This is a genomic window from Paraglaciecola mesophila KMM 241 (assembly GCF_000315015.1).
Lineage (GTDB): Bacteria > Pseudomonadota > Gammaproteobacteria > Enterobacterales > Alteromonadaceae > Paraglaciecola > Paraglaciecola mesophila.
This window is the reverse complement of the sequence record NZ_BAEP01000004.1, coordinates 115,876-132,202: the sequence shown is the minus strand read 5'-3', so window position 1 is coordinate 132,202 and position 16,327 is coordinate 115,876. Positions and strand designations below refer to the sequence as shown.

The window sequence follows — 16,327 nt, the reverse complement described above, 5'->3', positions numbered from 1 at the left end:
ATACCAAAAAGAAGTGGTTTTTTGTTTTCGCCTTTGTATAATTAATGTTAACAATAAACAATTTTCAAAGTGAGCGCAGATGAAATGCAGTAATGGTAAAAGCACGCAACCAAAACTTATGTCGCGCCGGGCGGCACTTAAATTTGTCGGAGCCGGTGTAGGAGCTGGAGTGCTTGCAGCAAGTTCAGGCTGCGCTCGCTCGTTGCGAAATCAAAAAGCAGATACCGCACTCGCAGAATTGGCGGTAAATACTGACGCTAGCCATGTTACCCAAATGCAGGATAATTGGCAGCAAACCCATGATCGTGTTTGGCTCGGTGGTGAGTTTTGGGCTAACCCGATGGAAGATTGGCAGGTAAAGGAAGGCCATGCTCATTGTATTAATCCTGGTGGCAATCGCAGTGTTCATTCGCTAACGCATCAGTTAAAACATAAACAAGGTAGCTTTGAAATACGTGTACGCTTGCAAAGTCTAGCGCCAAATGAAAACGACGGTGGTGGCGGTGTGCGCCTAGGCGTGCGCAGCGAGCTGAATGAATACCGCAGTAATTGTTTTGTGCGCGAAGGATATGATGTTGGTGTGATTAAAAACACCTTAATTGTTGGCAGCGAGCGAATACCTCTGAAAATTGATATTGCTGATAAACCAGTGGACTTAATCATTATGGGTAAGCCGCAGGTCGGCGCAATGTTACTCGACGTAGAGGTGCATCTTGCAGAAAATCAACGTTTACTTGTGGAGCATTCGTTGCTGGTATCAGCAGATGAAGTGCTCGGCAACGTAGCTCTTGTGAGTAACTTTGCTTTGCCAGCAACTGATTTTCAAAGCGATGCAAAGGAGCACAACGGTAGCCGCTACCGTTTTAGTGACTGGCGTATGGCGGGGAGCGCGTTCGAATATTTACCAGAGCAGCGCTTCGGACCCATTTTGTGGACTATGTATACCTTGAGCGATTCCCAAAGTGAAAAAGGATTTGTGCTCAAACTCAGTGCCTTACTGGGGCCTTTGGGTGCAAAAGATAATCAAAGCGTTGAGCTTCAAGTTAAGCGCCGTGGTCAGTGGGCGTCATTGGGGCACAGCCAAATTGATCCCGCTGCATCATTAGCGAGCTTCACCCACGAAAACTGGGATGAAAGCCAAAGTGCGGAGTTTCGAGTGGTATATAATCAATTACTCAAAGATGGCTCACACACCACAGACATATATTCTGGCACCATTCAAGCGGATCCCAAAGGTCGGCCTTTGCGTATGGCATCATTGACCTGCCAAAACGACTATGCGTTTCCCTATGCTCCGGTGGCTGAAAATCTACAAAAGCTTAACCCAGATTTAGTGTTTTTCTCCGGCGATCAGCTATACGAACATCACGGTGGGTTTGGTTATGTTAGGGCGCCAGCGCAGCGTGCAACACTGAACTATTTGCGCATGTACTATCAATTTGGTTGGTCATTCAGAGAGATAATGCGCGATCGACCCACTGTGTGTCTACCGGATGACCACGATGTATTACAAGGTAATTTATGGGGTGAGGGCGGTGCACCTATGCAACACATTGAACGTGACCCGTCAGCGAGTATTTTGGGGGGCTATATTCAACCTGTGTCTATGGTTAACGTGGTACATAAAACGAATACGGCGCATCACCCAACAGGATTTGATACAACGCCAAATCCAAGCGGTATTAGTAGCTACTATGGAAGCTTGATCTACGGTGATGTAGGATTTGCGATATTAGCTGACCGCCAATGGAAGAGTGCGCCTGAGGGAATTGGCGTTGTAGTGGGGGCAACGGGGCAAAATGAAGCACCTGGTTATGTTAACCCTGATTTTGATGGTCCGGACTTAGCCTTGTTAGGTCAACGTCAAGAGGAATATTTAAAGCAATGGGGCCAGGATTGGCGCGGCCATAAACTTAAAGCGGTGCTGAGCCAAACGGTATTTGCAGGCATTGCGACACATCAACCGCGGCCTGACCGTTATTTGAAGTACGACTTTGATAGCAGTGGTTGGCCGGCCTCGGCAAGAAACAATGCCATCGATATTATGCGCGAGTCTGCAGCGTTACATATATGTGGTGATACGCATTTAGGTACACTGTCGCAATATGGCGTGCATAATCAACGGGACAGTAATTGGGCATTTTGTAGCCCAGCTATTGCTGCAGGTTGGCCGCGCTGGTGGAAGCCCGATGCGGTAGGTTTCGACGTTAAAAATCGCCCCGAGCATGGCTTAGCTAATACGGGCGAATATCTGGATGCGTTCGGCAATAAAATGTACGTTTACGCCGTCGCGAACCCGCTGGTAGGGAAATCGGCCAACCGCTATGTGCAAGCGCATGAAAAGGGCAGTGGTTTTGGTATGATCACGTTTGATATCGAAAAACAAACATATACCTTAGAAGCCTACAAATTCTTGATTGATGTGACTGATAATAAAGCAACAAACCAATATGACGGCTGGCCGGTGACCATTCACAAAGATGAAAACCGTGGTATGAATCAGCTGCGCTAAGCAAAATTGTTGTCGTGTCTTTTGAAAAGGCACGACTCTTTTGCGTCCTCAATCGTTAACTTTTATTCACCTCTGGTATTTTTCGTTAGAACTTTTTGTACATAAATACATCATTTACCCACTTTATTTATTTACAAAACATTTACTTTAGTGCTCGCCTGTGTGCTATTTCACTTTGAATTTTCATAGCCATCTTTATGAAAAATATAGCTATTTTGTTAGTTTTCGATCGTTATCTCGTGGCTTTGGCATGTGTATCGTTTAAGAATTGTCCAATATTTAACTGTGCTCACGTCATTAACAAAGAGTTGACAACTGCTACTCAATTTTGGGAATATGCCCGCCATTGGGGCATATGCCCAATTGAGAATTTGGTACTGGTTTATTGCCTGAGTGCGTTCGGCATTATTGTTCGAAGCAAATCACATCTAGGCCTTAGTACTTACTAACGCTCTACTCGCTATTTGAGTTTCGCGCTGACAGAAATCGACAGCAGGTTGGATAAACAATATGACGTCTCAAACGCATAACAGCAGTATCGGGAATATTAGCGAAGAACAGCTTCCTATTCCTAAACACAAATTAAAAGGTTGGACCCACTTTTTAGGTCTGTACGCTGGTGAGCATGTTGCCGCGACGGAATTCGTATTCGGCGCAACGTTTGTGGCTCTTGGCGCCACCATGACCGACATTTTACTGGGCTTGTTAATCGGTAATATTCTAGCGGTACTAAGCTGGACCTTTATTACTACGCCCATCGCGGTTGAAACTCGATTAAGCCTATACACTTACCTGCAAAAAATTGCCGGTGACTCAATGACTAAGCTCTACAATTGGGCGAACGTTATTATTTTTACTGTTATATCCGCCGCCATGATCACCGTTTCGGCGACAGCAGTGCGATTCGCTTTTGATATTCCAGCTCAGCTCAATTGGTACCCCACCAATGCTTGGTTTGTGGCTATCGTCTTGGCGGTTGGGGTTATCGTGGTGTTGGTGGCTATGTATGGTTTTACCGCAGTATCTAATTTCTCTGGCATTTGTGCGCCATGGTTGCTTGTAATGTTTGTGAGTGGCCCATTAATTTTGATGCCAGCTTTGGCGGACTCTGTTATCGGCCAAACCGGACTCAGTAGTTGGTCTGATTTTATGCACATAGGCAGTATTTCCGTATGGACGGGGCTAGATGCCAATGGTGAGCCTGGTATTGGCTTGCTAGAAGTCATTGGCTTTTCTTGGGCTGCCAACACAATCACCCACTTCGGTTTAATTGATATGGCTATTTTACGCTACGCCCGCAAGCGTTCGTACGGTGTGTGTACCTCGGCCGGCATGTTATTTGGTCACTATATCGCGTGGATTTCTGCCGGTATCATGGGCGCAGGCACAGCTGTTATCGTGCAAAAATCGATTGTGGAATTAGATCCAGGTGACGTGGCATACCATGCATTAGGTTTATCCGGTTTAGTGATTGTTATTGTTGCGGGTTGGACTACGGCGAACGCGAACCTGTATCGTGCTGGCTTGGCTGCTCAAGCCATTTTTAAAGACCATTCACGTACCAAAACGACCTTAACCGTAGGTTTAGTCACTGTGTGTGTGGCATGTTTTCCTTTCGTGTTTACCAAGCTTTTGCCTTTGTTGACCTATGCCGGTTTATTGGTGGTGCCAGTGGGGGCAATCGTGTTCGCTGAGCATTTTATCTTCCCGCGTATTGGTTATACGCGTTACTGGGTGGCATATCGTCAGCTAACACATAGCAGACCAGCTGTTGTGGCTTGGGGCTTGGGTTTAGCGTTTGGTTTTGGCTTAAATGCGTTGGATATTTTGTCTTTCTACTATCTGTTTATACCAACGTGGTTCTTCACCATCTTTGTATATACCGTTATGGCGAAACGTCATGGCGCGGCTGAAGAGTACCCAGAAGAGCAAGCAAAAATGGAAGCGTTCAATCAAAGTGTGGAGCTTCACCAAGAAGAGCAAGCTCGAAACGAACCTGACCCTGTTATACATATATCAAAATTAACCAAGTCGTTACGTGTGATATCGATTGCCAGCTTAGTTGTTACGTTTGCTTTGGCGTGCAACACCATGTTTTTTAGTGCTGACCTTTCTGGCTACGAAGTGAACAGGGACATGTTTTTCAATGTCGGTTTCGCTTGCACACTTATTTACTTTTTCACCGCTTATTGGGCCATGCAGCGTAAAAAAATAGCTGTCGGCGCCAACGTTTAGGACATCATCATGACTATCGAAAACACTATTGTATTAAACCAAGCAAATTTACCGTCATTGCCTAAAAGTATTACCGTTCCAAATTATGACCGTAGCAAAGTGACATCAGGCATCGTGCATATTGGGGTTGGAGGATTTCATCGTTCTCATGAAGCGTTTTATACAGATGAATATATGCAGCAAAGCGGTGATTTATCTTGGGGAATTTGCGGGGTAGGGTTGCGCGAAGGCGACCGTAAAATGCAGTCAATTCTTAAAGATCAAGATTACTTATACACCTTGATAGTCAGGCACCCAAATGGCCAAGTTGAAAATCGTGTAATTGGTTGTTTGACCGACTTTTTACTTAGCTGCGATGCACCGCAAAAAGTCGTCGATAAGATGGCAAGCGACGATACCAAAATCGTGTCTTTGACCATCACCGAAGGGGGATATAACTTCAATCCCGTGACAGACGAGTTCGATTTCACCCACCCTGATGTGGTGCATGACTTGGCAAATCCTGGCTCGCCTCGATTAGTATTTGGTTATCTAGCAGCGGCGTTAAAAGTACGCAAAGACGCAGGTAAAAAGCCATTTACAGTGCAATCTTGTGACAACATTCAGCACAACGGTAATATGACTCGCAAGATGCTGTTGGCCTACGTAGGGCAGTTTGACCAAGACTTAGCTGAATGGATTTCACAAAACGTAGCGTTTCCAAATGCCATGGTTGACCGCATTACACCGGCTACTACCCCTGCTGATATGGCTTACTTGGCCGACGAAGTTGGCGTGAAAGACAACTGGCCTGTGGTGTGTGAACCTTTTATCCAGTGGATCATTGAAGATAAGTTCAGCGATGCCCGCCCTATGTGGGAACAAGTGGGTGCGCAGTTTGTAACCGATGTGACTCCGTATGAGAAAATGAAAATACGTCTTCTTAATGCGGGCCATTCAGTACTGGGTATTCTTGGCTCGATTGAAGAGCAGGAAACGATTGATGGTGCAGTGCAAGAGCCTCTTTTCGCGCGCTATTTACGTTTGTTTATGGACTCTGAAGTCACGCCTATTCTTGACCCAGTGGATGGCATTGATTTAACCGAATACAAAGATGTGTTGTTTGAGCGTTTTGCTAACCCGAACATCAAGGATAACTTGTCGCGTATTTGCTTAGAAAGTTCGTCAAAAGTGTCTACCTTTTTGTTACCGACGTTACTGCAAAATCTTGCGAACGGCGGCGAAATTAAGTGTGCAACACTGGTGATAGCTGCTTGGTGCTACTACAGCGACAAGCAAGTGAATAAAAACGGTAAAGCGCTGGATATTAACGACGTGATGTCAGCTGACTTGCATAAAGCAGCACAGCAAACCGCCAACGATCCTCTAGCTTTTTTGCAGCTTGATAGCATTTTCGCAGAAGTGAAAAAACAGCCTAGATTTGTAACAGAATATCAGAAGCAAATTGAAGCACTTTACGCAAATAGCGACATAAAAAGCCAGATGCAAGACGTTCTAGCTCAAGCCCAGTAAAGCGCGAGTTATATGCCCCGGTTTTCGTTACTTCATGAAAACCGGGAATGCTCGAGGTGCCTTTCTTGTTTTTTTATCCCCTTAGGCAAGTAAATTCCATACCTAACTTGCATCTCACTTGATTCAGCCTTATCTCATTGAAAACAAACTACTGATGGCTTGTTCATCAAATAATACAAAATGAGGTGTTATGTCTGATTTACTGCAAGATTTACAGTGGCGCTATGCAACCAAAAAATTTGATCCAAGCAAGGCGGTTGCGCAAGAGAAAGTTGATTTTATTCTGGAGGCTATTCGCCTAAGCGCGAGCTCTAGCGGTTTACAACCTTATGAAGTGTTCGTGGTCACCAATAAAGATATTCGCGCGAAAATCGTCCCTCATGCATGGGGACAACAGCAAATCGTTGATGCGTCTCATGTATTGGTATTCGCCGTTTGGGATAACTACACGGCTGAGCGCATCAATAATATGTTTGATTTAGTCAATGAAGAGCGCGGCTTTAGCAACCAAGGTTGGGAAGATTATCGCAATATGTTGCTTAATACTTATCCACAGCGGGACGCAGAAACCAATTTTGAGCATGCCGCTCGTCAGGCTTATATCGGTTTAGGTTCCGCTTTGATTGCTGCCGCTGATGCGAAAGTAGATAGCACCCCGATGGAGGGTTTTGTACCTAAAGAAGTTGATGAAATCTTGGGGCTAAAAGAAAAAGGCTTGCGTTCGGTGGTGATTTTACCTTTGGGTTATCGCGCAGAAGAAGGTGATTGGTTGGTGAACTTGAAAAAAGTGCGCCGCAGCGAAGAAGACTTTATCACCAACGTGGCTTAAGGCGTTTAGCAGATTAGGTTACTAGATGAAGTGACGGCAAAGAAGCGTACAGCGCGAGTGGGATAATCCTGACTCGCGTTTTTTATGGGCGTTCGCTAAGTTGCTGTTGTGCCAATGAGGACTGCCTTTCTCTTCACGGGTAAATGTTTATGCAGTGAATATACGCTGTGCATGGGTTGTCAGCCCAGAGGTAACACTGCCGAAATGATCACCAATCACAATGTCTAAATCAGGAAAGGCCGAGTTTATCCATTGCTGTACCACAGGGGACATCGCCGTACCACCTGTGACATAAAGCACGTCTGGTGTGGCACCCGCTTGGGTGATGGCTTCTTTCATTAAGCGTTCAAACTTACTTAGCTCATCGGCAATAGCATCGCTAAGCTGTGCGCGGCTAACGGGTATATCGAGGCCAGTTTCAATATAATGCAAGGGCAGCAGAATATCTTGCTGATCCGATAGCAGTATTTTTGCTTTTTCTGCACTACGACTAACACGCAAGCCAAATTTTCCGTCACGTAGGGTTTTTAAGCGATTCAGCTTTGGGTTGGGGCTGATGCGGCAATACTCTGCAATATCTTTACCCGTTAGGCGCCCGTTGAACTCTTGCTGGGCGGCTACATCGTTAACGCTTACCGCTTGTTTAAACAAATGGTTCGGTACGGGTAAGCCATTATTTAGTACCGTATTTTTACCAAATTCCGGCATGAGCGCCATCAGTGCCAGTTTATTGTCTAAATCGATACCGCCGATACGTTTACCCGTGTGGCTCAAAATACAATCTTGTCTGTCGATTAAGTGCACGTAACTTGGTCCCACCTTGATCATGGAGCAGTCTGTGGTACCCCCGCCTAAATCCAGAATAAGCACCAGCTTGTCTTCGTTTAATTGGCGCTCATAATCATAGGCGGCGGCCACAGGCTCCATCAAAAATTGCACCTCTTTAAAGCCAACTTTAGCTGCGGCGCTATCAATGATGCTCAGGGCTTGTTTGTTGCCGTCTTTACCTAATAGCCCGTGAAAGTTAACAGGGCGACCAATCATAATTTGACTGAGCTCTTGTTGCTTAATGCATTCTGCTTCTTGCTTAATAAAGGCCAACATTTTTTCAACAATGGTGGTGAACACGGCTCTTTGCGTAGCGTTGATGTCTGCCCCTAAAAACGATTTGGGGGATTTAATATAAAAGCCACTTTCGGGATCCGAGACATGGGTAAGCTCAGCCTCCTCCCCGAAGATAAGGTCACCATTGGCCGCAAGCGCTTGCACTATGCTTTGTGCTCGCTGATCGTTAGCTGTGTTTAAGCGGTGTGCTTTACGCAGCTGTTTGCGCGCAATATTCACCAGTTGCTCATGATTGAGTGAAGTAGATACTCGTGGATCTTCCTTTAAAGCGCAGATCTGCTTAGCAATTAAATCCGTAGTTAAATTGGCAGGTGTACTATTGCTGTGTTCAATAAACAGCGATGAAGGTAAACGAGATTTCCCATCTTCAAGGGGAATAAGTGCGGGAGTATTGTTTTCGATAACGGCGATAGAACAGTTTGACGTGCCAAAGTCGAGGCCTGCGAACATTCAAAAGATCCTTTAGGGACTGAGATAATGCCCGGCATTTTAATATAAAGCGTCGCCATTAATTGTTATTTAAATGTTGTCAGTAGGGCCATGATCATCGAATGAACAGTGAATGCACCTAAAGTCTTGGTTAATTTCATTGCAATAAGTATGTCGGGTTGTTATCAATAGCCCAATTAATAAACCCAAAATAAACAGTAGAGTGTGGATATGGATATGAAGAAAGTGGTGTTAGTGGGGGCAGTGTTTTTGGCTGTTGTTTATTTTGGTGGTTCAATGCTGGCGACGCAAAAAGCGGAAGAAGCCATGCAAGCGGTCGTAAATGAAACTCGTGGATTTGGAGCCCAGATAAGCTACGACGACTTATCTGCTTCGGTATTTGGTAGCGTCACGATCGACGATTTGGTGATTGATACCCGTATCGGTAAAGTGCTTATCGATGAATTGTACATTGAAGAGTTTGAGCAAGAACAGAATATGCTGTCTGAAATCGCCATGGAAGCGGACGATATTCGAGTGACTGGATTCCCTATGAATAATTCCCCTAGGGATTTATTTGAAGCCTTTATTTATTTGCTCCAGCAAGAGGGCAATGAAATTGATCTCGCGCTGGCGCTAGAAATTGATATTGATGAGGATGAAGCAGAGTTAGAAGCGCTGAGTATTGATGGTGATAATATCGGCGAGTTGCATGCTTCCATTAAGATGCGCGGCCTTAAAAAACTGCAAGACTTACAAAACCAAAGCCCGTTGTTGATGGGCACCGTCATGCTGCAGGAATTGGTTGTGCATGAAGCATCTTTGTCTCTAGAAGATGATGGTATTTTAGATGCGTTGCTCAATAGCGAAGCGAAGCAAAAAGGTGTCAGTGCTGGGTCCTTGCGAGAATCTGCTATCGAGCGCGGTAAAAAAGCGAAAGACAGAGCAACGGATAAAACTGAAAAGCAATTAGCGGAAGCGGGTATTGCGCTATTAGAGGGGGACGGCATCACTCTCACGCTGGATGAAGATTCACCCGTTAAGTTAGGGCAATTATTTCTAACGGGTAAGCAGGGCATGCAGCGAGAGTTGCAAAAGGCGAAGTTTGATTTAGATATCGATTAAATCCCAGTTTAGCCAACAGGCACACCTAGTGGTGGGCATGTTGGCTTTTAATCTGCTCAGAGTTCGATTCTATAGGCTGTGAGGTGGGGTTTATTGGCTGTGAGGTGAAGTAATGCAACACTATGTTTTGTTTGGTTAAATCGAGAAAAACCGAACTAACGATATTGTGATCACCTGACATCCAGTTCTCATGCTTATGGCTATTCAAGGATACTGCCACTTGGTTAACACCCTTTTTTAACCAAGTTTGCGGTATATGCACATCTTTACCGTATAGCCTTTGGCGTTTAATGCCATTCACAAAAACATGGGCATGACCTTGCAGTACGCCGTCGACTTTATTGTCAGCAGTTATCGCCACTAAGTCAGGGGCGTTTAACAGGTAATTGCCCACCTCCACATGAATATTCACCCCGTCGATAGGGTCGCGAAATGCGCTCAGTTGGATTTTCGGAACAGGTGTGCCTTTGCCGATATCTCGCGCTTTATGCTCATGAATCTCGGTTGATGCTAAGGCCATATTGCCCGCCACGTTAAAAAGTGTGACGGCCATGACGTAGAGCAGGGTTATCATAAAATCTTTGTGACGAATAATGTGAATAACCTTGTGAGGTAAAAGGCGCTGACGTAATGGCATATTAAGCTCCTGGAGGCGGGCCCATGGTCGCCCCGGTACTGCACGATGCAACTGAGTTGTCTTGTAATTGCCCAGCAAAGCGGGTGCCAATAATGTATGGGAACGCCGGTATATAAGAGCCATTTTCTTGAGTGATGGTGATGTGATAATGGTAGCCGCGAATGCTATCGGTATGGCCGTTGTATTGATCTAAGTAGACCCCACCTTGCTCGGTTAAGGTGCTGTTCCAGAAGTAATCTTCGTAATAGTAGCCGTTATCTGCCACCAATTCGTTACCCGATAACGTAGTCACTACATCGTCAAACTCTGGGCCTTGAGTGGCGACCTCGGTGCCTAACGATGCATCGAATTGGTCTATTAAGGTACAACTACGCGCATTGTCAGAGCAACCTGTTACTGAGCTTGACGTATAATCACGTACTTCCCATGCGCTCACGGCTAACTGTCCATCTTCTTCCCAAGGACCATAAATGGGGTAACCGTCTGCTGCGTAACCATAAATAGGTGAGTGTTGATCGCCGGTATCACCGACTAAATCGGCTAAACAGCTGGTATAGAAATGATGATGATAATCGCCATTTGCTGAGTGCCCACCACAAATATCCACGTCATACTGTTCAGCAACAGGGGCGAGGTTGAGCCATGAGCCATCGCTGTTATAACTCATACCATCACCCCAGTTATACACAGATGAGCCATTGACGAACAAGCCAACTTTACCTAAACCGTTTTCGCATTCTTGTGTAGTGGCTTGGGGATTTTTCGGAAAATACACTTCTCGTTCATCTTCGGTAGGGCAAGCAGGGCCAGGAGGCCAATAGCCGTAACCTGCATTACTAGCGCAATTTTGTCCTGTGCTGACGTAACCTACGTCTTCACCAAACTCAACCACATCGCCTACGGATGCAGTTGTTTGCCCAGTGACTAAATCTGAACTGGCTTTTGGGCGATTATTGATACTGTCTATAATGTCTTGGGTCATGGTGACATCGTATTTTGGGATCCCTTGGCTAGTAACAAGGGTATAGTCTGTGTCATCAATGGTTTCATCACTTACGGATTGCACATTTACGAGAACACCCACACCCGTGGTTGAATCTAAAATACGACTAGACACTTCTCCGCTGGTATTGATGATCCACACACTGTCATTTTCACCGCCAGAGTCGTCTTCACTATCATCATTGCCAGCACTTACAGTAACCGACACTGTATCGGTGACCGCATCATTGACTCCATCATCTACCGACACTTGAAATTGCAGCGTTTCTTGATTGGTTACAGTTGGTGCAGTAAAACTGATGTTAGCTGAGTTAGTATCGCTAAGGGTGACGTTGGTTCCAGTTAGTTGAGACCAATTGATGTCATAATTTGTGTCATCGTCTGAAATATTGGCACTCAGGGTAACTGAGTCGCCCGCTACAACAGTTTGAGCCTCTCCTGCCTCTACCACAGGCGACGTATTCACTGTTTCATCAGTTGCACTATCTTCGCTAGTTGATGAATCAGCGCCACAGCCGTTAAGAAACACGCATAGCAACAATACGCTGGTCCATGTGTTGATTGAGGTAAATCGTTTTTTAGCCATTGCTAGACCTTCGAAGGCAGAAATTCAGGCGGTTAATATAACGACATAGTGTGGAGTTAGGGTGCAGAAACTGTGCAGTTCGCGGGGTTTTTTCGGGGGGTAAACGTTAGGACAATGCAGGAAATATCTTTGACTCCCTGCATGCCCTTACATAGATAGGCCTGTTACTCTGCTAAATCGTGATGACTTTTGTATAAACCGGTATTTTTGAACGTGCGCTGGGGGGGTAACTTTTTGGCGACGCTTAACGTTTTATTACCGTGCGTGTTTTTGCGTAAAGTGAATTCATCGTAAATCTGCCCATCAGAGGTGAATGACTGATAGATGAGATTATCCGTGGTTTTGCTAATGATTTGGTAGGTGGGGGTGTTCTCACCAATGCGTTCTAGTGTTACACCGTAGTCACGGTATTCATCCCAGCGCGTAGGTTTAATGGGGTAGGTTTTAGGCCCTGCCACAGAGGTGACAAATACGGTTTTAACCTGCTTTTTTGAGGACGGAATGGCTGTTTTATTAATGTCGTTTTGGGTGCCTATACTACCCCGCGCGTAGGCATGATCGTGGCCTTGCAGCACCAAATCAACCTTGTGCTTTAGCATAATGGGTAAGAACGCAGCGCGTATTTCAGGTTCATCTTGCCCTGGGCTATTTAGCGGAATACCGCATGACGAGAATATAGGGTGGTGCATAGTCACAATGCGCCATTTCGCTGTGCTAGTTTGTAGGGCTTGGTCTAACCATTGCGCTTGAGCGTGCAGTAAATTGATGTCACCTCGAGCTTCGGAGTCAAGTACAAAAACATCCATCTCTGGGTAATGGGTAACGTAGGCTGTTTCTTGCAGTGCGCTAGGTAAAGCAGGAGTTAAGGGTAGGGTAAATTGGCTTTGCCACAACGTAGATAGTGCCCAGGTTTTTTGCGCATTTTCGTGTACTTGCCAATCATATTCATGGTTACCTGCAACGAGCACGGCTGGCAATGTGCGATGAATGAATTGTCCTGCGTTCAGCCAGTTAGACCATTGTTGATCGCTTGCTCCTTCATTGACTAAATCCCCTGCGTAGATGGCGAATTTAGCATTCGGTGCATGTTGCCATGCGCGGCGCAGCACTAATGGCCAATGTGAATAGATACCATTTTGGGCGTCACCGAAGTACAAAAAGGAGAAGTCTTGATTGGTATCAATAGGGGCGGTTTTAATTTGCTGCCACGGAGACCACATACCAGTTGCGCCCGCAACACGGTAGTTGTAATACGTATCGGCTTCTAAATCTTTGAACGTTAGTGAATGGTAATGAACATTGGGCAGGCCTTCATTGGCCTGATAGCGAAAGTGTTCTTGGTTGTTAACGCCTTTCGCCAGAGAAGCGTTATTCGTTTTCGCTACAAACTGAGCCGCGTTTATATCGTAACGCGCATCAGAGTCAGCTTGAACAATTTCTCCGTAGGCTCTGTTGACTGAATTATCGGTACGCCATGTCACCGAAAAACTGTCTGCTGGGGAGACCGTTGGAGTGGCAATAATACGATCCGGCCATTGGGTTGCAACTGGGTGTGGGGTTAACGCTTTAACTGAAACCGCTTCGCCATTAGCCACACTCACGTACAGCAAAAACGTTAGGATAAGAGCCATGCTTAAAGGCTGCGAGAAAAGACGGACTTTCATAAGTAAACCTTTTGCCAAACAAATTAACGGTAAAAAACCCGCCACGAAAAACTGTGGCGTGTTAGAAGAGATATGCTCATGGCGAGCGTTCGTGCTCGCCATGATTGTGAGGTAAACAATGTGAATGACTAATGAGAGGCTAAAACGCGTAGCTAACACCACCGCCGTATGTGGCCGGTGCGCCTACTAAACGCGCCCCACCGTTAAGCTCAAGAAAATACACTTCATCTGTGATGTTGCGACCGTAAGCGTAAATATTTAAACCATTGGCAAAAGTTACATCTAGGCGTACACCGAGTAAATTATACGAAGGAGCTGTATTGCCATCGCCAGCGTTTAAGCGGTTCGACTCTTCACCGTGGTAACTGTAATTCAAACGGGCGTTGAGTTGGGTATTGTTAGTCAGCGATGTTTGATAATTTAGTACCGCCGTTTGACTCCATTCAGGAGAGCCAGGCAATGGGTCGCCTATGGTACTGACCACATCGTTCACACGATTCGAGCTAAATTCTGTGATTTCTGTATCCAGATAAGTGCCGGCAGTATTGAAGGTGATTTTGTGATCATTAGCTTCATATAACGTGACTGCTATTGAGGCTTCTGCACCGCTCACGGTGGCTTCACCCACATTAGTTCTACCATTGGTGTCGTTTGATAGACGCGCCGTTGCTTGCAGCTCTTCAAAATCATATGAGAACAGGTCAAAGGTGAAGTTGATGTTGTCTGTTACGTAACGTGCCCCTGCTTCATAGGCGAGTACTTCTTCTGATTCAAAGGGTTGGGTTTCTTCTTCAGAGAATATCGATGTGCCGTCGAAACCGCCACCACGATAGGCTGTGCTCACAGAGGCAAACACGTTGAGATTGTCATTGATAAAATATTGAATAGCCAGTTTGCCTGAGACATTGCTGTCGTCAAACTCGCGATCCCATGAGAAGTTGGCATCTGTTTTAAAGGTTTCTTCAAAAACCGATAACCCCCATGGATCGGCATCAATGTTTTCACCGCGGAATTTCGCATTGTCTTTGGTGTAGCGCAGGCCACCGCTTATCACTAAGTCGTTTGAAATGTTCCAGTCGATATTTCCGAAGGTGGCAAAGCTATTACGACGCTGATTGTAGGGAGAGCTGTATTGAGATAGCACCGCGTAGCTGGTCCAGTTACTGGTGAAATCAACAGAGTCGTTCATAAAGAAGGCCCCTGCTATCCAGTCAAATTCGCCGCCGGTTGCGTCACTCAAGCGAATTTCTAACGATGTTTGGTCAAGATCATCGTCAAAGTTGTATTGGTAGCGAGGAAATGACGTGCCGTCTCCGTTACCACTGACATTGCGCTCACTGCTTTGCAATGCAAATAGTATGTCGAGGTTTAAGCCTGACTGTAATTGGCGGTTAAAGTCTCCTGAAAATCCGCTCACATCGATTTCATGAGAGTAGTATTCACTGGTGTAAAAATCATAAGGGTCATTACCTTCACCTGCGTTGAGCGAAGGGTTGTCATCTTCAAATGCAATACGGTCATACTGGCGGGTATCACCTCGGTCTTGGCTGGTGAAGTAATGCAGTGTTAGAGAGGTCACATCATCGAAGTCATAAACCGCTGTGCCACGAAAGGCGAATAAATCTGCATCGCCAAATCCGTCGCGCTCACCTGGGTCAGCCACTGGTGGCACAATACCTTCAGTGCCTTGGGGTACAAAGCCGGCGAAGTTGCCTGCGCCTTTACCGTCCATAAAGCCCCCACCTTGTTCCATAAGAACCGCAACGCGAACGCCTAGGTTGTCAGAGACCTTGCCGCCAACCGCTGCTGTGCCGGACACAAAGTCATATGAGCCGTATTCGATATCTGCATAGCCGTTTAACTCTTCACCTGGTGCTCGAGTGATGGCATTAATTGCGCCAGCCGTAGTGTTGCGCCCGTAGAGGGTACCTTGGGGCCCTTTAAGCACTTCAATGCGTTCTAAATCAAAAAGGGGCATGCTCAAATAAGCGTTGGATGTTTGATAAATTCCATCAACGTGTAAGGCTACGGATGGGTTACCATTAGGCTTATAGTCATCGGCGCCACCTATACCACGTATGGTGATAAAGCTGTTTTCAGGGCCACCAAAAGCAGAGTTAATGGAAATCCCCGAGAGGCTATCAATTAAGTCGGTGAAATCAGTTACGCCTTGGGCTTTTAACTCATCTGCGCCTAACACTGAAATGGCCACAGGGGTATCTTGTAAGCTGCTATCACGCTTTAACGCAGTCACAACAACTTCGTCCATCGGGGCTTGATAAGTTGCCGCACGTTTATTTTGAGATTTATTTTTTTGCATCGCTTTTTTGATAACAATCGCGCCGCTGGGCTGTTCATGCGCTTGTAAGCCGCTGCCATCTAATAGTTTTTCTACGGCATTGAGAACGCTCAGCTCACCTGAGGTGGCAACAGCCTGTTTGCCGCTGACGAGGCGACTTGGAGCAATAATAACCGTGCCGGTTTGTTGCGATAATGCGTTCAGTGCTTGCCCAAGTGGCTGTACTGAAATATTAACTTGGGTTTGCTGTGCTATGACGTAGGCGGGTGTCAAAGCAGCGAGGGCGGTACCAAACAGGGCGAATTTAATTGAACGTGCAAGTGTATTCATGATGTTGCTTCCAGTTAGTTAATATAGGTTTCACTAGAAGAG

At 45.9% G+C, this 16,327-nt stretch carries 10 protein-coding genes; 5 read left to right on the top strand and 5 right to left on the bottom strand.

Annotation, left to right across the window (positions count from 1 at the left end; translation table 11 throughout):
• The first annotated feature begins 79 nt into the window (after nucleotides 1-79).
• The 4 genes from GMES_RS01050 to GMES_RS01035 all read left to right on the top strand — a co-directional run bounded on the left by GMES_RS01050 (nucleotide 80) and on the right by GMES_RS01035 (nucleotide 7,088).
• A complete protein-coding gene (locus tag GMES_RS01050) occupies nucleotides 80-2,512 on the top strand; it encodes an alkaline phosphatase D family protein (RefSeq protein ID WP_006990686.1) in 2,433 nt (810 codons plus the stop codon).
• Nucleotides 2,513-3,022: 510 nt separating this feature from the next.
• Nucleotides 3,023-4,747, top strand: a complete 1,725-nt coding sequence (locus GMES_RS01045) for a purine-cytosine permease family protein (protein WP_006990685.1) — start codon at nucleotides 3,023-3,025, stop codon at nucleotides 4,745-4,747.
• Between the two features lie 9 nt (nucleotides 4,748-4,756).
• Nucleotides 4,757-6,259, top strand: a complete 1,503-nt coding sequence (locus tag GMES_RS01040; RefSeq protein ID WP_006990684.1) for a mannitol dehydrogenase family protein — start codon at nucleotides 4,757-4,759, stop codon at nucleotides 6,257-6,259.
• A gap of 190 nt (nucleotides 6,260-6,449) precedes the next feature.
• The gene (locus tag GMES_RS01035) at nucleotides 6,450-7,088 is read left to right on the top strand and encodes an NAD(P)H-dependent oxidoreductase (protein WP_006990683.1); all 639 of its coding nucleotides are present in this window, start codon (nucleotides 6,450-6,452) and stop codon (nucleotides 7,086-7,088) included.
• 147 nt (nucleotides 7,089-7,235) lie between these two features.
• On the opposite strand, the gene yegD is transcribed toward GMES_RS01035, so the two are convergent.
• Nucleotides 7,236-8,663, bottom strand: a complete 1,428-nt coding sequence (gene yegD / locus GMES_RS01030; RefSeq protein ID WP_006990682.1) for a molecular chaperone — start codon at nucleotides 8,661-8,663, stop codon at nucleotides 7,236-7,238.
• Between the two features lie 210 nt (nucleotides 8,664-8,873).
• Between yegD and GMES_RS01025 the strand changes: the two genes are divergently transcribed.
• Nucleotides 8,874-9,767: an aq_1923 C-terminal domain gene (locus GMES_RS01025; RefSeq protein ID WP_006990681.1), complete on the top strand. Its 894-nt coding sequence runs from the start codon at nucleotides 8,874-8,876 to the stop codon at nucleotides 9,765-9,767.
• 25 nt (nucleotides 9,768-9,792) lie between these two features.
• Here the strand turns inward: GMES_RS01025 and GMES_RS01020 are convergent, their stop codons facing one another.
• From GMES_RS01020 to GMES_RS01005, 4 genes are all read right to left on the bottom strand, one after another.
• The gene (locus tag GMES_RS01020; RefSeq protein ID WP_006990680.1) at nucleotides 9,793-10,404 is read right to left on the bottom strand and encodes a hypothetical protein; all 612 of its coding nucleotides are present in this window, start codon (nucleotides 10,402-10,404) and stop codon (nucleotides 9,793-9,795) included.
• Nucleotide 10,405: 1 nt separating this feature from the next.
• Nucleotides 10,406-11,992 carry a YHYH protein gene (locus GMES_RS01015; protein WP_006990679.1) on the bottom strand — a complete coding sequence of 529 codons (1,587 nt, stop codon included), beginning with the start codon at nucleotides 11,990-11,992 and terminating at the stop codon, nucleotides 10,406-10,408.
• A gap of 164 nt (nucleotides 11,993-12,156) precedes the next feature.
• A complete protein-coding gene (locus GMES_RS01010) occupies nucleotides 12,157-13,656 on the bottom strand; it encodes a purple acid phosphatase family protein (protein ID WP_006990678.1) in 1,500 nt (499 codons plus the stop codon).
• A 139-nt stretch (nucleotides 13,657-13,795) separates the two neighbouring features.
• Nucleotides 13,796-16,285, bottom strand: coding sequence for a TonB-dependent receptor (locus tag GMES_RS01005; protein WP_006990677.1), 2,490 nt, complete (start codon nucleotides 16,283-16,285; stop codon nucleotides 13,796-13,798).
• Nucleotides 16,286-16,327 lie beyond the last annotated feature (42 nt).